We start from the raw sequence: 18,919 nt of genomic DNA, 5'->3' as shown, positions 1-18,919 counted from the left end.
CTCTTGCAGAGATAACTCTATCGTGGCATTGCGTAAATATCAAAACTGATTTTCCATAAGGCAACCCTTAATGAGCAATAAAAACTTTATGAATGATAAGCCCGATAACAGCCTTACTTATGCAGAAGCCGGTGTTGATATTAATATAGGCAATACTATGGTAGAAAAAATAAAACCCTATATACGCTCAACGAAGCGAACCGGTGCAGATACAGAAATTGGTGGCTTTGGCGGTCTTTTTGATTTAAAGGCAGCAGGTTTTACAGATCCCATTCTCGTGGCAACGACTGATGGTGTTGGAACAAAGCTAAAAATTGCTATTGAAGTAGGTATCCATAACACTGTTGGTCTTGACCTTGTAGCTATGTGTGTCAATGATTTGATTGTACAGGGTGCTGAGCCCCTTTTTTTCTTAGATTATTTTGCTACCGGAAAGCTTAATGCTGAACAAGGTTCTGCAATCATTTCTGGTATCGCAAAAGGATGTCAACAAGCAGGTGCTGCTCTCATCGGAGGAGAAACTGCAGAAATGCCTGGAATGTATGCAAATGAAGACTATGATTTAGCAGGATTTGCTGTAGGAGCTGTTGAACGTGACGCATTATTGCCTGTAAAAAATTTGCAAGAAGGCGACATTATTTTAGGTCTTAGCTCATCTGGAATTCATTCTAATGGTTTTTCTCTTGTTCGGCAAATTGTTGAACAAGGCAGCTTTAAATGGGATCACCCTGCTCCCTTTAATCCTCAAATCAGCCTCAGTGAAGCACTTCTCACGCCAACTCGTATTTATGTAAAATCACTCCTATCAACTATACGAACCTATAAAGGAATCAAAGCTCTCGCTCATATTACAGGTGGTGGATTTCCTGAAAATATTCCACGTATACTGCCGCCTTCTCTTTGTTCTGAAATTAATCTTTCCGCTATTAATGTTCCACCTGTGTTTTCATGGATTTCTGAACAAGGTAGAGTGCAAACAACAGAAATGCTACGAACATTTAATTGTGGTATTGGTATGGTTATTATTGTAGCAAAAAACTCAGTTGAAGAGATTAGCAAAGCACTTGAAACACAAGGAGAAACTGTTACTTCTCTTGGCGTTTTAACACAATGTCACGGTAAAAAAGTTGTTTATAAAGGTCAATTGCGTTTATGAAAAAAAAAGTTATTATTTTTATTTCTGGCAATGGATCTAATATGGTCTCACTTGTTAAAGCGAGTAAGCAAACTGGATACCCTGCTGAAATTATTGCAGTTATTTGTGATAATCCTCACGCTGCTGGCATTGAAAAAGCACGCGACAATAATCTGCCCATTCATATTTTTGATCGCAAAAGCTATCCTTCCAAGGAAGCGCATGAAGAATCTATTCTTAATATTTTAGCTCAATATCAACCAGACTTGATCTGCTTCGCTGGCTATATGCGGCTTATCTCATCACATTTCATAAAACTTTATGAAGATAAAATCCTCAACATACATCCCTCTCTTCTTCCTTCATTTAAAGGTTTAAACACCCATGAAAGAGCTTTAGAGGCAGGCGTTAAAATCTCCGGTTGTACTGTGCATCTTGTTGCTGAAGAAATGGACTCAGGAAAGATACTTGCTCAAGCTGCTGTTCCCGTATGCCCTTCTGATAATACTGATAGTTTAGCGCAAAAAGTTCTTAAAGCCGAACATAAACTTTATCCAAAAGCTTTAAGAGCTTTCATTGAAGGATACTATCAAGAAACAGATCCTCAACAGCAACTTTTTTCTTTCTAAGATATTGTATAATTTAAGTATTAAGCCATCTTTCTTAAATTTACCCTTTTATTTCTATAAATTATGCAATAATCTTTTGTTTTGGAAAATATTTTTGCAAAAAAATGCATCTCCTCTTCTAATAACTACCTGTAAATTTCTGAAATTATGTTTTTGAAGAGAAAATTTCTTCAAAAGCATATAATATATTTAAAATCTAACCTTATAAAAGATAAACATTCAAGATATATTACACGACAATCTTTTCATAGGGACTAAACAAAACATCGATATTATTTGATATCTCACTAAATTTATAACACAGTTAATGCTGTATTGCATATACGTAATATTTTGCCATAATAATTATTATTAGGTGATAAAGACACACAAATGACTTACCAACGACAACATCCAATGATAAGTTTTACTGTAAAATTTTTAATTATGGCTATGTCAAATATTCTAGCTTTCTTGCCTTTAGCAAATGCAGAAGACAAAAAGAAAATATTTGATCACTCAATTACAGAAAACTTGAAAATACAGCTTTTAGAAGATCCTATTTTTCTATCTAAGCTTAGCGAAAAAATTACACTAAGCACCCATGATCATTATATCCAGAAAGTTATAAAAGACTATCTACTTAAAAACCCGGAAATTATGATTGAACTGGAACTTTCTTTTCAAAAACAACTGAAAGAACAAAATGAAAAACAAGCTCTAGTTATCAAATTATTAGAAAAAGAAATTTTTCATTCTTCTCATGATGCTGTTTTAGGAAATCCCAATGGCGACATAGTAATTGTTAATTTTTTTGATTATAATTGTGGGTATTGCAAACATTTTTATTCAATTATAATGAACTTAATAGAAAAATATCCAAACCTGCGAGTCATTATTAAAGATTTCCCAATTTTAGGTCCTGATTCAATAGCAGTGCATACTGTTGCTTATGTATTTCGAAAACAATTTCCAGAAAAATATGCTCAGTTTTATAAAGAGCTTTTAACGAATCCAAGTCGTACTAATAAAGCTAAAGCTATAAAAGTAGCAGTTTCACTAGGAGCAAATGAAAAAAAGCTGCGCAACATGATAAAAGACCCTAATCTACAAAAAACTTTTAAAGAAAATATTCAGATTGCTTCTGCATTAAATATCACGGGTACTCCCTCTTTTATCATTAATAATATGGTATTTGTTGGAGCTATAGAAAAAGAAACTTTAGAGGAAATAATACAAAACATGCAGTAAGCGATTTCCTTTAACTCATCAAATTTATTGAAAGATACTAAAGTATTGATTGTGTAATTTTTCTTTTTACAAGCCTATAAGTATACAGTTTTTGTGTAGTAAATTGATCTAAAACTCAAAATGCAGTGCAAAATATCAGAAAAAATATAATTAAAAGTCTAGAAATATTGTGTCGTAAGAGTATAAGAAGTGATGATCTTCACCGGTCAAGGAGTTAAAAATCAAAATGGTAACAAAAAAAATGGATGCAACAAAACATACAAAAATTAATATGGACATTATCCGTGACCTTGCAAAGATTCTGAATGACACAAATCTGACTAACATTGAGCTTGAACAAGGCGGACTTCGTATTTGTGTGTCACGCCAAAATACCTCAGCCTCCTCTGAGCAAGTAATTTATGCTCCTGTTACAACTCCTAATATGACCTCTGCTCCGACAACTGTCGCTTCGCCTGTAAAAGAAGAAAAATCAAAAAACACAATATCATCTCCAATGGTTGGTACAGCATATCTTGCACCTTCTCCAGGTGCACAACCTTTCGTAGAAATAGGACAAAATGTTTCTGAAGGACAAACATTACTTATCATTGAAGCAATGAAAACAATGAATCATATCTCATCACCACGTTCAGGAACTGTAACCGCAATTCTTGTTAAAGATGCTCAACCAGTTGAGTTTGACGAACCACTTATTATTGTTGAATGAAGTGAGAGACTGCTATGATTCAAAAAATCCTCATTGCTAATCGAGGGGAAATTGCTGTTCGTGTTTTACGTGCTTGTAAAGAGCTTGGAATTAAAACTGTAGCTATTCACTCAACCGCTGATGTTGATGCTATGCATGTTCGTCTTTCTGATGAAAGTGTCTGTATTGGTCCTCCTCCATCTCGCGATTCTTATTTGAATATTCAGCAAATTATTTCTGCGTGTGAAATCACAGGAGCTGATGCTGTTCATCCAGGATATGGCTTTCTTTCTGAAAATGCAAAATTTGCAAATATTTTAGAAGCCCATAATATTACATTTATCGGTCCAACAGCTGCACATATTCGCACTATGGGTGATAAAATAGAAGCAAAAAAAACAGCTAAACAGCTTGGTATTCCTATTGTACCAGGCTCTGATGGAGCCGTAACTGAAGGCGTTGATGCTTTCCGTATTGCTCATGAAATTGGATATCCAGTTATTATTAAAGCTTCTGCAGGTGGTGGTGGACGCGGTATGAAAGTTGTCCGTTCTGAGAAAGAACTTTCTGTAGCTCTTCATACTGCCCGTTCAGAAGCTGGCGCAGCTTTTAACGATGATTCAGTTTATATTGAAAAATACCTAGAAAAGCCACGCCATATTGAAATTCAGGTTATGGGTGATGGAGCTGGTAATGCTATTCATTTAGGAGAACGTGATTGTTCATTGCAACGACGTCATCAAAAAGTATGGGAGGAAGCTAATTCGCCTGCACTTAATGAATCAGAACAGAAAAAAATTGGTGATATTGTTGCAAATGCTTGCGCTAAACTTGGCTATCGTGGAGCAGGAACTGTTGAATTTCTTTATGAAAATAGTGAATTTTATTTCATTGAGATGAATACTCGTTTACAAGTTGAACATCCTGTAACCGAAGCTATTACAGGTATAGATCTGGTCCATGAGCAAATTCGCATTGCTTCTGGCCAAGGGCTTTCTGTCAAACAAGAAGATGTTAGCTTCTCTGGCCATGCTATAGAATGTCGTATTAATGCTGAAGATCCTATTAATTTTACACCATCTCCAGGGCTCATTACACATTTTCATACACCTGGAGGTTTAGGAATTCGTGTTGATTCAGGTGTTTATTCTGGTTATTATATTCCACCTTATTATGACAGTTTGATTGGAAAGCTGATCGTTCATGGACGAACACGCTTAGAGTGTATGATGCGTTTAAGACGTGCGCTAGATGAATTTGTAGTTGATGGCATTAAAACTACATTACCTTTGTTTCGTGACCTTATTAACAATCAAGATATTGCTAATGGTGATTATAATATTCACTGGCTAGAAAAATATCTTTCTGATTAATAAGTTGTCTAAATTCACGAACAGTAGTAAAGTAATAATTTGATATTGTGTTTTTTCCTACCCATTACGGAAGAGGGATACAACTTTTTCCAATAATTTCTATATATTTCAATAGTTGATTAGTTTATTAATTTTATATTCTTAGAAATGTCTATTAGAATCTAAAATTTTCTATTTTCCTTTTTGTAACTTTATGCTACTCACAGTGGAATGTGCCCTTATAGCTCAGTTGGTAGAGCACCTGATTTGTAATCAGGGGGTCGGGAGTTCGAGTCTCTCTGGGGGCACCATTGTGTTTTTTTTACAGTGGTTAATATCTTGATTTTGTTGATATTTTTAAAGATGAAGGAATAGGATTTTCCGAATCGCCTCTGCAAATCTCATGAAAATTAGCATTTATGAGTAGAATGCAAAGCAATAATTAACTCTCTTTTACCAATTGATATCCCCCTCGCCCTGAAGGACAAAGTATTACAGCTTTCAGGATAAATATGGGTGACGCTCTTCGTGCTCAATCCCTAGCGCATTATCATTAACTTTTAAATCAAAAGCCACTCTTGCTTGGTAGGCATATCTTGAATGTGATGATCCTTGTAAAAGAAAAACAACGGCCTATTTAACCTTCTTTATAGCTTTACGAAATTTTTTAAAACTTCAACATTCAGACACATCTATCGTAAATGGAAAATGACGCGAATTAAACATTAATAATTCATTGTTTTATTCATAGCATCATAAACTCTGTCTTTCAGAACAACAGTATGAAACAAAGTGCAGTTTTCTGACTAATCCATAAACAATCAGAGAGGGGAAAAATCAAAAGGAAACAAAATGAAATTGAGGCTGCTACTATTCTTCTTTAGCTTATTATTAACTCTTCATACTCCTTTTGCAGCTCCCATACCACATCCAAAACCTCCTCAGACTCCTGGTGACAGAGCTATTCGTGTTAAAGCCCATACAGGGAAAGAGTATTGCTATACCCCAACATTTGTAGAAGGTGAAGGTTACGTTTACATTGATAATTGTACTTCTGCTAAAGTGGCCAGATATGATCTCTTTCAACGAATAGCCTGGAAGGTAGATGGTGTTTGGCTATGTATGACAGCTCCTAGTTCGGTTACAGGTATTGAGGGAAAATCTACAGCTAATTGGGATTATATTGTATTAAGACCTTGTGTAATCAATGATCCAAACCAACAATGGGTCATTAAAAAAAATACCTTTAACGACTATGCCTTTTATACAGCCAAGGGAAATTTTCGTATTAAAGACACGAAATGGTATACTTATATTTCAAAAAACCCTCATGATTACTACGATCATACCTTAATTCCCACAATGAATCGGTGGGAACACATTATTGCTACTCCTGTGAATATTAACCTCAGAATGTTTATAAGCTGGAATTTTGCAAGTGGCCCTAGCTTCTCTAGATATTACATCACAGACGATGGATCTAAATCAGACGTTTTTGATCTTTACTATAATCCTGAAAATGGCCACATTGCCAGATATTTTTCTTCCACAGGAGCAATGTCTTGTATGTTTTCCCAACAATCTTCTTCAGAAAATTGGGATTGGGTCAAATGGGCATTGTGTAAAGATAAAGATACTGTCACTCCTCAACGAGATATTTTTTCCTGGGACATTGTTTTTTATGCTAGGCGTGAAGGGACACTCACAGATTATCAAGGTAATTTTTTAAGAGTTACCCAATATGGCTTAAATTGGGGTTCCCCTTACACAGTTAAGCCTAATTACCTTGAAAAAGATACAACCAATTCTCCCAAATCTAATTTTCTTTTTTCTTATGACATGGAGCGATGGAATCGCTATGTCAACGGAAATTTAGGAGATACACTTGCTTATTGCCCCGCTCCTGGGATAAAGGAAAATGTTGCTAAGATACGAGTAAAACGATCTTTACCTCCTGATTTTACCCTTACTGATGCGTGGATAAACAGACTATGGGAAATTGCTATAAGCACTAGTCCTGGAGGTCTAGAACACATTTCTTTTTGTGGGATCTGTCTGTTGCAGACTCTACAAATGCTTGCTGAATTACAAGAAAATTATCCAGGAAATCCTTTTCAACACAGGACAGGTTATTTCTTTGATACACATGAAGGAGTGGATCCATTTCCTTCATTTCGTACTAGATTTCCTGAGCTCGCAGAAAGGCTTCAAGCTACAATGTCTTATGTGAACCTACCTTGGCATGTAGGAGAAGATAGTTTCACACGAACAAGTAGAGTCACTCGTGCAACAGCATTAATTTTGTTACCCAGATATGATTGGAGACCTTCAATTATAGCAAGAACAGAGGAAGAAATGAGAAGAAGACTTCAAGATCTATTACGTGCTCCTCCTGGAACAGCTTGGTATATTGCAATAGTCCGATCCAATAGAGATGGTAGCAATATGATTGGTCATGCCCAACCTATTTTAAGAACAAACCAAGGACTAGTCCTAATCCCTACAAATGCAGATGACATGCCTTTGTCTCGGTTCAGGCAATATATTACTCCAACACGCAACGCAGAAGAATTGATTAATCTCCTTTCAGCGAGAAGCGCTTTGAGGATTCATTCACTTGTGACTTATCAAATGGCTCAATTGGATGAAATTCCTTTGAATCTCTATGTTTCACAAAGCAATTGCACTGGAGAAGGAGATGGGAGAAGAGGTGATAAACATCTTCCAAGAGCTTCTCTTATTAATCAATGTACCAGTGGCAGATGTGCTATTCAATAGCACAACCTTTTAAGCCATTGCTTCAAATGTGTGAAGATCACATCAAATGCATTTATTAAGGCGTTCAAGATCAAGAATAAACAAAAATATAACAAGTACTATCTACCTCGTTAAGCGAGACATCATTCTCACACCCGATAGGTACTCATCATCTCTTGCAAGAGCTTTTTCTCTGCTTCTGTTAGCTCTACACTCTTGTTACTTTTTTTTCTAGCTAGTTGCTAACCACACATATTTTTACCTTGCTTGTTATGTTTTAAAAGATCTCTCGCCAAATTTTGACTCATCATATCTAAATCTTAGTGTTCTACATAAATTGGTAACCAACCAATGCAAAACGCTCGTTCATTTGTTGCGCAACCATTGAGAAAGATCAGAACGTACATCAGTATCAATTTTCCTGTTAATCTCATTTGAGCCTTACACAGCGAAGCCTAGTTACCTTAAATAAAGACACAACCAATTCTTCCAAATCTAATTTTCTTTTTTCTTATGACATGAAACGACGGAATCTCTATATCAATGGGAAACCAGAGGATACGTTGGCTTATTGCCCTGCTTCGAGAAACAAGGAAAATGTTGCTCATCTCACTAAAACATGGATAAAAAGATTATAGGAAATTACTAAAAGTACTAGTTCTAAGGAGAAAGCAGCAATTGCTCCTTGTGGAATTTGTATGATTCAGACTATGCAAATGCTCGCTGAATTACAAGAAGATCATCTCAGAGGGTCTCTATCATAATGGAGAAGATTATTTTTTAAATACACAAAAAGGTATAAGCCCATTTACATCATTTCATCAAAGAATTTCTTGGCTTGCAGCAAAGCTTGAAGCTACAATATCCTATGATACAATACCTTTGGTATAGGAGAGAGTACTTTGACGCGAACAACTAAAACAACTCGTGCAGCAGCGTCAATATTGTTACCCCGATATGAGTGGAAACCTTCCTTTATAGAAAGAATGTCGGAAGAAGAGGTGAGAAACCAGCTTAAAGTCTGTTCAGGGCTCTTGAAAGAACACTTTGGTATATTGTAATTATTAGATCAACTATGGATGGTAGTACTATCATTGGTCATGCTCAACTCATTTTAAGAGGCTCATATTAATTCCTACAAACATAGTGAGTATGAGTTTTGATGAGTTTAGGAGTTATCTCAATCCAACGAGAAATCCAGAAATATTACTTTCTGAGTTTTCACTTAGGGGTAGTCGAAGACTTTATACACTAATAACTTTATCAAATGACTCAACTAAATGAAATTCCTTTGAATTTTTATGTTTCGCAAGACGGCTGTACTGGAAAAAGAGAGCATAGAAGAGGCAATAGAGAACTTCCAAGAGTTTCTATTATCAATCAGTGTTTAAATGGTAAATGTGCAATTCAATAAAAAATATAAAAATAATGAAAGAGTTTGGTAAGGAAACATTGAATCACCATGTTACTAAACTCTTCCAGTGAACATGGCATAACTTTTAAATTCTTTGCAACGCATTGCTTAATAAGCACAAGTCCTTCTTTGGATATTTTTTTGCATATGTCTTCTTCCCATAAAAAATTTTATCCTTTATACTATCTGCACGTCACAAAATATTGCTCTTCAAGTGATGAAGATGTCAAAATACACATGGCACGCTATTCATTGCGAAACATTGATATTTCTGCTATTCTAATACTAACGATCAAAAAAATTGATAGACAAATGGAATACAGTTATTCAAAATATAAATAAGTATTCATATGATACAAAAAACAGTTCCAGAATATATTATTCAGGTTGCAAAAGAAATTTCTGGTCGAACAGGCCATGCTGATTTTCCCTTTTTTCTTTTTGATGCTGACAATGCTTTAGAAAAAGCAAAAATATTAATTTCAACCAGCAAAAAGTATTTTACTGATAGCAACATTGCTGTTGCTATTAAATCTTGTTCACTGGGAATCTTTTGCAAATTGTTGGCGGAAGAAGGACTACATGCAAAAGTTTGTTCTGCTGATGAATTCCAGATCGCTTTATTCGCAGGATTTCCTACTGATCGCATCACTTTAGGTGGTCCCTTAAAAACCACTGAAGATTTGTCTTTTGCATTGGAAAAAGACGCTCTCATCTACGTAGATAACGTTAGCGAACTTCGTAAGCTCAATACATTGGCTGTTAATAAAAACAAGTGCTACGGTGTAGGCATCAGACTCTCTCATTTTTATCGTAATGGTAAATACTCTCGATTTGGAATAACAAAAGAAGAGTATATCAATGATATTTTACCTATATTGTCAAACACGGATCATCTTTATCTAAAGGGCTTCCATCTTTATATTGGTTCTAACCCAGAAAATTATCCAAAAATCACAGATACTTTACATCACTGGCTTCCCTTTCTTGTTGAACATATGCCATCATCAGAACACCTTGATATAAGCACCAATTTTTTTACTAACCCAGAACCTGAAAATTATGATCCAGAAACTATTTTCCGGAATATTCATGATGTATTGCACAGCTATGATCCAAATCTGTCTGAAAGATGGAAACTGATTTTTGAGCTGGATCACTACTTGAGCAAAGATAGTAGCTATGTAATAGGAAAAGCACTTGGTTATAAGCATCACTATGATGCCAAAATTATACAAACTAATCTAAGCATCAATTGGATCACGTCCATACATAACTGGCATCATTCCCTAACACTTTTAAACGATGAGGATAAAGATTCAACTAAAGATAAACAGATTTTGGCTGGCTTTAATTGTTTTGAAGATGATTCCCTGTCTCCACAAGGCCATTATGGTTTGACAGAAGGTCAACATTTTTTAATAAGAAGCTGCAATAATTATAATATGCAAGCTTCTAACGAATGGACACGTAAAAAACCACCAGTGTACATTTGGCTAAGAGGTAGTGTGCTAATTGCAAAGATGTCATCCTCTTTTACTTCCAGAGATTTATTTCATAAGGAAGAACGTATATGTTTGGATGAAAATATACGGTTAGAAGCACCTTCAAGAAAATTTTCCTCTGCGCTATATAAAGTCATTCAGTTCAACAAAGAATATTTCAGTGTATTCATGGCATGGCCACCTTCTGTTAATCATGAGTGTGATACAGCCGATTATCTTGACTCTTGTTTTCTTGCACATCAAAATGACAAAGAAAAAACACATATTATTTTGTTCAATGAAAATCCGGTTGGTTTAGTTTCTCTCCACACTATCGATCACGTGAATAAAAGTGGATATATTGGGTATTGGCTTGATAAAAGAGTTCAAGGTAATGGTATTATTACGCGAGCAGTGAACGCTCTTGTTGAGTATTATTCTTCACGTCATTTTCTTCATCGCTTTGTCATCAGATGCACTACTGTTAACCAAAGAAGCAATGCAGTTGCAAAGCGTTGCGGTTTTGTACACGAAGCGACATTTAGAGAAGCTGAATATTTAAATGGAGTTTTTCATGACCAAAATATTTATAGCTGGATTCCCTCTGATGCCCGATGCAATTCTTAGTTCACGCCTCACCCTTTTGTTTTTTAACCAACGATCAAATTAAAAATGAAATAACTTGTCTTGTCTCTTGGAAATTTATCCCCTAAAAGTTCTTTAAAAACACTAAAAAAAACAAAAAGAGCACGTTAAATTTTCTTATGTGTTTAAATCTCATTAATCCTCTTTTATCCTCTATTCGCATTTTGCCTGGAGTTACCCCCAAGATATGCGCTTTATTGGCTAAGGTTTTAAACATTAATCTTGCACAGCGTGATCCCCAACTTATTGATTTGCTTCAGTTGATGCCCCATTCGGTTATAGACCGTAGAATGCAACCCAGCATTGCTTGTGCACAAGAAGGCCAAATTGTTACCCTCAAAATCACTATCGACCAGCATCAACCTCCACCAACCGGCGTCAAATCATTACCTTATCGTGTCATTGGCCACGATGAAACAGGCCAAATAAATTTAGTATTTTTTCATGCCCGAAGCTCTTGGCTGAAAACACAGCTCCCAGAAGGAAAAATAGTCATTGTATCAGGTAAAATTGAACGGTTTAACAAACAGCTTTCAATGGTTCATCCCGATCATATAGCATTCAATGAGGAATTTAATCAGGTACCATTAATCGAACCTATTTATCCTTCTACCGCTGGACTATCAGCAAAAACATTACGACGTGTTGTGCAAAATGCTCTCGAGCATGTTCCTTTTTTACCAGAATGGATAGATGAAAGTGTTAAAAAACAACAAAATTTTTCTTCTTTTTCTGTTGCTCTACGTTGTATCCATGATCCTATAGATCCCTGTCATTTATCCGTGGAAAGTACAGCACGTAAACGTCTTGCCTATGATGAATTTCTTGCTTGTCAGTTAGCTCTTGGTCTTGTGCGATTACAAACTAAATCTCTTACAGGAGTCTCTCGTTTATCAACAGGAACCTATACTGAAAAACTACTTAAATCCTTACCCTTCCAACTAACCAATGGACAAAAGAAAACGATAAAGGAAATTGCGAATGATTTAGCTTCACCTGAACCCATGTTAAGGCTTCTTCAAGGCGATGTAGGAACAGGAAAAACCGTAGTTGCACTAATGGCAATAGCGCAAATTGCTGAAAATTTAGGACAATCAGCCTTAATGGCACCAACAGAAATTTTGGCTCGACAACATTTTTCTACAATTGCTCCTCTTGCTGAAAAAATTGGTTTACAAACAATTCTCTTAACTGGACGAGAAAAAGGAAAAACGCGCACAAATATTCTAAATGACATTTCATCAGGACACGCCTCTATTATCATCGGCACTCACGCTTTGATACAAGAAAACGTTACTTACCATAATCTTTCTCTAGCCATTATTGATGAGCAGCACCGCTTTGGTGTACACCAGCGCCTTGCTCTTACAGCAAAAGGACATAAGCCTGATATGCTGGTTATGACTGCAACTCCTATACCACGTACCCTGGTATTAACACTTTTTGGTGACATGGATGTATCAAAAATTACAGAAAAGCCAATTGGGCGCCAACCGATCACAACAGCGACGCTTCCCTCAGAACGGATCAATGAACTGATAGAGCGCATTGCATTAGCATTAAAAAAAGGAGAAAAACTTTATTGGATCTGCCCTTTGGTAGAAGAATCTACAGCCCTTCAACTAACTTCGATTGAAAGCCGTTTTGCTACTCTATATGAACAATTCGGAGATTGTGTAGATATGATACATGGGAAAATGCCTACGGATGAAAAAGATGCAGCAATGGCTTCCTTTAAATGCGGAAAAACACGTATCTTGGTTGCAACCACAGTCATTGAAGTAGGAGTGGATATTTCTGATGCTTCGATTATTGTTATCGAACATGCAGAACATTTTGGTCTTTCACAGTTGCACCAATTACGTGGACGTGTTGGAAGAGGAGACAAAAAATCATCTTGTATTCTGCTATATAAAGGTCCATTAACAAAAACAGCGGCAGCACGTCTTAATATCATGCGCAGCACAGAAGATGGTTTTATAATTGCTGAAGAGGACCTGCGTTTACGAGGTGAAGGCGAGATCTTAGGAACCCGACAATCCGGTATGCCTGAGTTTCATATAGCAAATCTTGCAGTACATAGTGATCTTTTATCGATGGCAAGAAAAGATGCACGCTTATTCTTGCAACGTGATGCTAATCTTTCCTCAGAACGAGGAAAAGCCCTACGCTTACTCCTTTATCTTTTTAAAAGAGACTATGCTATTCAACTCTTACGTGCAGGCTAATAAAAAAAGAAATTCTCTGAAAATAATTAGGTAAGCTTTGATTATTCTAAAATAGAATGCACTATCATGAGTGACTTTTTTCTGCTTAACATGCAAAATACACTCAACTGTTACTGGCAACATGTTTTAAATTAGCCTGTAAATAAAGGGCTGTATCTCTATTGATAAAGAGCTCCTTCATTTTTAATAATCTCCAGATGAAAATCATTTTTACTCAACAGTTACTGATTTTGCCAAATTACGCGGCTGATCCACATCTGTTCCTAATAAAACAGCCGTATGATAAGCAATTAACTGAATCGGTAAAGCATAAACAATCGGAGCAATAAATTCTGGAACGTCTGGCAAAATAACTGTCGACACAAAATCAAGACATGCTGCTGCTGCTCCTTTTTCATCCGTTATTAAAATAATACGGCCATTACGTGCTACGACCTCTTGCATATTAGAAAAAGTTTTTTCAAACCATTTATCATAAGGTGCAACAACAATAACTGGCATTTTATCATCAATTAACGCAATCGGACCGTGTTTCAACTCACCCGCTGCATAACCTTCAGCATGAATATAAGACAATTCCTTTAGTTTAAGCGCACCCTCTAAAGCAATCGGATAAGAAATACCACGCCCAAGATAAAGAACGCTTTTTACATTTACTAAATCATGACAAAGTTTCTTAATTTTATCATCTAACTTTAAAACTTTATTTAAAATATGTGGTACTTCTGCTAACTGCCGAACCAGCTGTTTCTCTATAGTTTCTGAAAGATGTCCACGCTGCTTAGCTGCACTAAGCGCCATAAAAGCAAGTGTTGATAATTGGCAAATAAAAGCTTTTGTTGAAGCAACACCAATCTCTGTACCTGCTAATATTGGCATAACAAAATCAGCTTCCCTTGCCATTGTCGATAGCTCTACATTAACAACCGCTGCTGTTTTTACACCACGATCTCGACAATAACGCAAAGATGCCAGTGTGTCGGCTGTTTCACCAGACTGAGAAACAAACACTGATAAAACATCAGTTGCTAGAGGAGGCTCCCGATAACGAAATTCAGAAGCCACATCATTATCAACACTCAAAGAAGCAAAATTTTCAAACCAATAGCGTGCAACTAAAGTTGAATAATACGCAGTTCCACAACTTGAAAATGATAGTCGGTTAATATCTCTCCAATCAATAAAATTTTCAAGTGGACGAACTGTATAACTTCCAAGATCAAAATAACGCACTAAATTATGGGAAATAACTTCAGGTTGTTCAAATATTTCCTTACGCATAAAATGAGGGTAATTACCTTTAGAGACTGATAAATCTTTACCCAATAATGCTGCAATAGGACGTTCTACCAGTTGATTATCTGCATCATAAATTGTCACTCCCTCACGAGTAAGAACAGCTAAATCACCATCTTCCATATAGCTTATGTGATTTACAAATGAAGATAAAGCAATTGCATCTGATGCTACAAAAAACTCACCTTTGTTATAACCAATCACTAGAGGTGGACCGGAGCGAACAGCAATCATAAGATTGTCTTCACCTTTAAAAATAAGAGCAATAGAAAAAGAACCTTGTAGTCTTTTCCAGCTTGCGCGTGTCGCTTCCTGTGGAGAAAGACCATTTTTTAATTCATGCGTAATTAAATGAGCAATAACCTCAGTATCAGTTTCTGTTTCAAAAATATAACCCTTTTCAATAAGTTCTCTTTTTAATTCTAAAAAGTTTTCAATAATACCATTATGAACAATCGCAAGCCGCTCTGTCATATGAGGATGAGCATTCCGCTCTACAGCAACCCCATGCGTAGCCCAACGCGTATGCCCAATCCCTACATTCCCTTTCAAAGACGTTATTTTTAATTTTTCTTCTAAATTAACTAACTTACCTTCGGCTCGAATGCAGTGAAGATTCCTATTATGCACTGTTGCTAAGCCGGATGAATCATACCCCCTATATTCAAGACGCTTTAAACCATCAATGAGGTAGGAAGCAACAGGCCTATTTCCAAAAACTCCGATAATTCCGCACATTAAAAGGCTCCAATCCACATACCAGATTTATGGTGGTAATCTCGTAACATAATAAACTAACTTCATTCAAGATTTGAAATCACTATATAAACTGAACATGGCATGATAAATCTCTGCACAATTATTAAATCAGTGTCAGGCTCCTAAATAGACTAAAAATAATTACTTATTTCTTGACAAATGTGCACGCAATTTTATTGCACGATCCTCTTTTATTACCTGCCGTGCTCGCCCAAGAACCAGACTATTTGTAGGAACATCTTCAGTAATAACGCTTCCTGAAGCAATATAGGATCCTTTCCCTATACTTAATGGAGCCACAAGCGCCGAATTAGAACCGATGAAAACATCATCATCAATTACCGTTTTATGTTTATTGAAACCATCATAATTACACGTAATTGTACCAGCCCCAATATTGGTATTTGTACCAATTTCTGCATCACCGATATAACTCAAGTGGTTGATTTTAGAAAATTCTCCCACTTTTGCTTGCTTAATTTCACAAAAATTCCCAACTTTAACCGACCGTGCTAACTTCGTTCCAAGACGTAAACGTGCATAAGGACCGATTTGCGCATCTCTGCCAACAACAGCCCCTTCTAAATAACTGAATGCACGAATGACTGCACCCGATTGTATTTTTACTCCTGGCCCAAAATAAACATTTGGCTCAATCAAAACACCTGGTTCAATTTCTGTATCATAAGAAAAATAAACACTTTCTGGTTTTAATATTGTAACACCAGATAGCATAAGATCGTGCGCTTTACGCTTTTGCCACAAAGCATCAGCTTCAAAAAGCTCGAAACAATTATTAATACCAATAACATTATCAAAAGGAACTTCAACAACTTGAATGTTTAAATTTTCGCGCGACGCAATAGAAACAACATCTGTTAAATAATATTCCTGCTGCAGGTTATTATTATCAATCTTATTTAAAAGAGAAAGTGCATATTTCCCATTAAGAGCCATTATTCCACCATTACAAAGAGAAACTTTTTTCTCTTCATCACTTGCATCTTTTTCTTCTACAATGGTAATAAGCTTACCATTTTTCTTAATAAGACGACCATAACCTGTTGGATCAGAAGCATAAAAACCGGCCACAACAACATCCGCCCCATCAGCGAGAAATGCACGAATACGTACCAATAAACTATGTTCTATTAAAGGAGTATCACCAAAAACAATGAGAATATCATCAACTGCTTCTTGCAAAGCTAACCGAGCAGATAAAACAGCGTGCGCCGTGCCTAAACGCTCTTTTTGTTCAAAAATCATTGCATTTTTTGTAAATGATTGAACAACTTTAGTGACATCTTCAGCACCGGATCCTACAATTACAGCCAATTGTAAAGAACCTGCTAATTCTATTTGTTTTACCACGTGACATACAAGTGGCAGCCCAGCTATTTTATGAAGAACTTTGGGAAGAGGCGACTTCATACGCGTCCCTTCACCTGCTGCAAGAACAATAGAAAGACAATTCCTAACCATAAAAACACACAAAATTAATGAAAAAAATCAAATATATTCGTAGCATCATGCCAACTGATAGCCTCAACATCACTCAACAAAGGAAAATTTGTTAAAAGCCAAAATGAAAAATCATGGATAGATCCTGTCAAAAACAAAATACCCGTAATGATGAGAAAAATACCAATAGTCTTTTCAACTTTTCCTAAATGAATACGAAAAGATTCTAAAAATCTCATAAAAATTCCTGAAAAGAAAGCTGCTAACACAAAAGGCACTGCAAGACCTAAAGAATAGATTCCTAAAAGCATAGCACCTTCCCCTACCGTTTCTTTTGTTCCTGCAAGCGTTATAACAGGCCCCAAAATTGGGCCAATACAGGGCGTCCAACCAAATGCAAAAGCTAAACCAATAATATAAGATCCTAAAGGTCCAGTAGGTATTTTGCACATTTGAATACGTATTTCACGAGATAAAAAATTAATCTTTAAAATACCCAAAAAATTCAAACCAAAAATGATAATGATAATTCCAGAAAAAATAACGAACCAATCACGATAATAGCCTATAAATTTGCCAATTATGCTCGCACTTGCACCTAATGCAACAAAAACAGTCGTAAAACCAAATATAAAAGCAATAGCCGAAAATAAAAGCGCTAAACGTACAGATGCTTTTTCACTTCGGTTTTCTGAACGAAAATCGTTAACACTAACACCTGCCATATAGCATAAATAAGGTAATACCAATGGCAAAACACACGGCGATAAAAATGATAATGCACCAGCAAAAAACACACTGAATATCGAAAAACCTGTTACCAAAATTCTGTATCCACCTTTTATAAATTATGATTTACATTCACAAATGATAATCAATCTTCTGTTTTATCGATTTTTTGCATAATGTCTGTGTCTGCTATCACACTCACATCTTTATCATAACCAGAGATGACTGAAAAAACCTTTTGATAAATTTGATTTTTATTTTTAGCAATCGCAATATAATCCCCCTCGACTAACACAAGTGGAACATAAGCACCAACTGTTTCATAAATAATATCACCAGAATCATTGGTAATAGACCAACTCGTATCTGCTAGCGCCTCTCCTCCTTCTTGACGCACCAACTTTAGTAAGATTTGAGCGGCTTGATGCTCAAGGCTTACTTCAGTAATCTTACCTTCATCTACTTGGATATCAGCACTTATAATAGCGTTAACTGAACCATAATAAGAAACAACGTGATAATAACCAGCTTTTAAACGCACAAGTGACTGAGGTTTTACATTTGACAGAATAACGCTGGTATCATCAGTCTCCTTTGCATCTTCATATATAGTAAAATTCAATTCTTTTTCATTGATTATACCATTAAGCACTGTGCCGCTTAAAATAACACCACCAGCTTCAAGATTAAAATTTTTGACAAGCTGTTGTCCTTTTTCTAAGCTGACACGATGCACTGCGCTTGCGTGGCCAAACGAAACATGCACAAGATAATTCCCCGCCTCTAAGTCAAAATGTGCACTACCACCTTCAAAAGTTGCAATCAATGGCAATTTATCCCCCATTAAGACAGGGGCATAAATTCGCCACACCAATCCTTTCATAATATTTTCGCTGTTGTTCGTTAATCGAGCGTGCACTATTAGCGTAGCCTGAGATAAAGTTTCTTCATCATTATTTTGAGAATGTATAATGGGATCTGTTAACCGTTCTTGTTGCGGACTTTTAACTCTTTCCTCCTCAGAAAATGCACTATAACTCCCAACCAACAAGAAAAATACTGCGACTAGCCAAAAAATCTGATGTAATATTTTTGTTAAGGCATTCATTTTT

At 36.0% G+C, this 18,919-nt stretch carries 14 protein-coding genes and 1 tRNA gene; 11 read left to right on the top strand and 4 right to left on the bottom strand.

Annotated elements, in window-relative coordinates; translation table 11 throughout:
- The first annotated feature begins 70 nt into the window (after positions 1 to 70).
- From purM to recG, 11 genes are all read left to right on the top strand, one after another.
- On the top strand, positions 71 to 1,156 hold the full coding sequence (purM, locus tag H710_RS04135) for a phosphoribosylformylglycinamidine cyclo-ligase (protein WP_041849576.1): 1,086 nt from the start codon (positions 71 to 73) through the stop codon (positions 1,154 to 1,156).
- Positions 1,153 to 1,764: a phosphoribosylglycinamide formyltransferase gene (gene purN, locus H710_RS04130; protein ID WP_041849575.1), complete on the top strand. Its 612-nt coding sequence runs from the start codon at positions 1,153 to 1,155 to the stop codon at positions 1,762 to 1,764. The genes purM and purN overlap by 4 nt, the downstream gene beginning before the upstream one ends.
- Before the next feature lie 372 nt (positions 1,765 to 2,136).
- Positions 2,137 to 2,994, top strand: a complete 858-nt coding sequence (locus H710_RS04125; protein WP_041849574.1) for a DsbA family protein — start codon at positions 2,137 to 2,139, stop codon at positions 2,992 to 2,994.
- 226 nt (positions 2,995 to 3,220) lie between these two features.
- On the top strand, positions 3,221 to 3,703 hold the full coding sequence (gene accB / locus H710_RS04120; RefSeq protein ID WP_041849573.1) for an acetyl-CoA carboxylase biotin carboxyl carrier protein: 483 nt from the start codon (positions 3,221 to 3,223) through the stop codon (positions 3,701 to 3,703).
- Positions 3,704 to 3,717: 14 nt separating this feature from the next.
- Entirely contained in the window at positions 3,718 to 5,055 is a 1,338-nt protein-coding gene (gene accC, locus H710_RS04115) for an acetyl-CoA carboxylase biotin carboxylase subunit (protein WP_041849572.1), read from the top strand.
- Between the two features lie 214 nt (positions 5,056 to 5,269).
- Positions 5,270 to 5,345 (top strand) — tRNA-Thr (locus tag H710_RS04110).
- A gap of 541 nt (positions 5,346 to 5,886) precedes the next feature.
- Positions 5,887 to 7,812: a DUF1561 family protein gene (locus tag H710_RS04105; RefSeq protein ID WP_041849571.1), complete on the top strand. Its 1,926-nt coding sequence runs from the start codon at positions 5,887 to 5,889 to the stop codon at positions 7,810 to 7,812.
- 620 nt (positions 7,813 to 8,432) lie between these two features.
- Positions 8,433 to 8,555, top strand: coding sequence for a DUF1561 family protein (locus tag H710_RS06485; RefSeq protein ID WP_348519595.1), 123 nt, complete (start codon positions 8,433 to 8,435; stop codon positions 8,553 to 8,555).
- Positions 8,556 to 9,058: 503 nt separating this feature from the next.
- Positions 9,059 to 9,205: a DUF1561 family protein gene (locus H710_RS06370; protein WP_244875572.1), complete on the top strand. Its 147-nt coding sequence runs from the start codon at positions 9,059 to 9,061 to the stop codon at positions 9,203 to 9,205.
- Positions 9,206 to 9,555: 350 nt separating this feature from the next.
- A complete protein-coding gene (locus H710_RS04100; RefSeq protein ID WP_041849570.1) occupies positions 9,556 to 11,316 on the top strand; it encodes a GNAT family N-acetyltransferase in 1,761 nt (586 codons plus the stop codon).
- A 137-nt stretch (positions 11,317 to 11,453) separates the two neighbouring features.
- The gene (recG, locus tag H710_RS04095) at positions 11,454 to 13,562 is read left to right on the top strand and encodes an ATP-dependent DNA helicase RecG (RefSeq protein ID WP_041849569.1); all 2,109 of its coding nucleotides are present in this window, start codon (positions 11,454 to 11,456) and stop codon (positions 13,560 to 13,562) included.
- Positions 13,563 to 13,772: 210 nt separating this feature from the next.
- Here the strand turns inward: recG and glmS are convergent, their stop codons facing one another.
- The 4 genes from glmS to H710_RS04075 all read right to left on the bottom strand — a co-directional run bounded on the left by glmS (position 13,773) and on the right by H710_RS04075 (position 18,915).
- Positions 13,773 to 15,596, bottom strand: a complete 1,824-nt coding sequence (glmS, locus tag H710_RS04090) for a glutamine--fructose-6-phosphate transaminase (isomerizing) (protein ID WP_041849568.1) — start codon at positions 15,594 to 15,596, stop codon at positions 13,773 to 13,775.
- 162 nt (positions 15,597 to 15,758) lie between these two features.
- Entirely contained in the window at positions 15,759 to 17,099 is a 1,341-nt protein-coding gene (glmU, locus tag H710_RS04085; protein WP_041849567.1) for a bifunctional UDP-N-acetylglucosamine diphosphorylase/glucosamine-1-phosphate N-acetyltransferase GlmU, read from the bottom strand.
- A 14-nt stretch (positions 17,100 to 17,113) separates the two neighbouring features.
- Entirely contained in the window at positions 17,114 to 17,902 is a 789-nt protein-coding gene (locus H710_RS04080) for a cytochrome c biogenesis CcdA family protein (RefSeq protein ID WP_041849566.1), read from the bottom strand.
- Between the two features lie 50 nt (positions 17,903 to 17,952).
- On the bottom strand, positions 17,953 to 18,915 hold the full coding sequence (locus H710_RS04075; protein WP_041849565.1) for a hypothetical protein: 963 nt from the start codon (positions 18,913 to 18,915) through the stop codon (positions 17,953 to 17,955).
- Between the last annotated feature and the right edge of the window lie 4 nt (positions 18,916 to 18,919).

The organism is Bartonella bacilliformis Ver097 (genome assembly GCF_000709795.1).
Classification (GTDB): domain Bacteria; phylum Pseudomonadota; class Alphaproteobacteria; order Rhizobiales; family Rhizobiaceae; genus Bartonella; species Bartonella bacilliformis_A.
This window is presented reverse-complemented; position numbering and strand designations above follow the sequence as displayed.

What these genes read in the sequence shown, in the direction of transcription:
- recG (WP_041849569.1), top strand. Translation starts at nt 11,454, where the DNA reads ATGTGTTTAAATCTCATTAATCCTCTTTTATCCTCTATTCGCATTTTG.
- H710_RS06370 (WP_244875572.1), top strand. Translation starts at nt 9,059, where the DNA reads ATGACTCAACTAAATGAAATTCCTTTGAATTTTTATGTTTCGCAAGAC.
- glmS (WP_041849568.1), bottom strand. Translation starts at nt 15,596, where the DNA reads ATGTGCGGAATTATCGGAGTTTTTGGAAATAGGCCTGTTGCTTCCTAC.
- purN (WP_041849575.1), top strand. Translation starts at nt 1,153, where the DNA reads ATGAAAAAAAAAGTTATTATTTTTATTTCTGGCAATGGATCTAATATG.
- accC (WP_041849572.1), top strand. Translation starts at nt 3,718, where the DNA reads ATGATTCAAAAAATCCTCATTGCTAATCGAGGGGAAATTGCTGTTCGT.
- glmU (WP_041849567.1), bottom strand. Translation starts at nt 17,099, where the DNA reads ATGGTTAGGAATTGTCTTTCTATTGTTCTTGCAGCAGGTGAAGGGACG.
- accB (WP_041849573.1), top strand. Translation starts at nt 3,221, where the DNA reads ATGGTAACAAAAAAAATGGATGCAACAAAACATACAAAAATTAATATG.
- H710_RS04105 (WP_041849571.1), top strand. Translation starts at nt 5,887, where the DNA reads ATGAAATTGAGGCTGCTACTATTCTTCTTTAGCTTATTATTAACTCTT.
- H710_RS04075 (WP_041849565.1), bottom strand. Translation starts at nt 18,915, where the DNA reads ATGAATGCCTTAACAAAAATATTACATCAGATTTTTTGGCTAGTCGCA.
- H710_RS04125 (WP_041849574.1), top strand. Translation starts at nt 2,137, where the DNA reads ATGACTTACCAACGACAACATCCAATGATAAGTTTTACTGTAAAATTT.
- H710_RS04100 (WP_041849570.1), top strand. Translation starts at nt 9,556, where the DNA reads ATGATACAAAAAACAGTTCCAGAATATATTATTCAGGTTGCAAAAGAA.
- purM (WP_041849576.1), top strand. Translation starts at nt 71, where the DNA reads ATGAGCAATAAAAACTTTATGAATGATAAGCCCGATAACAGCCTTACT.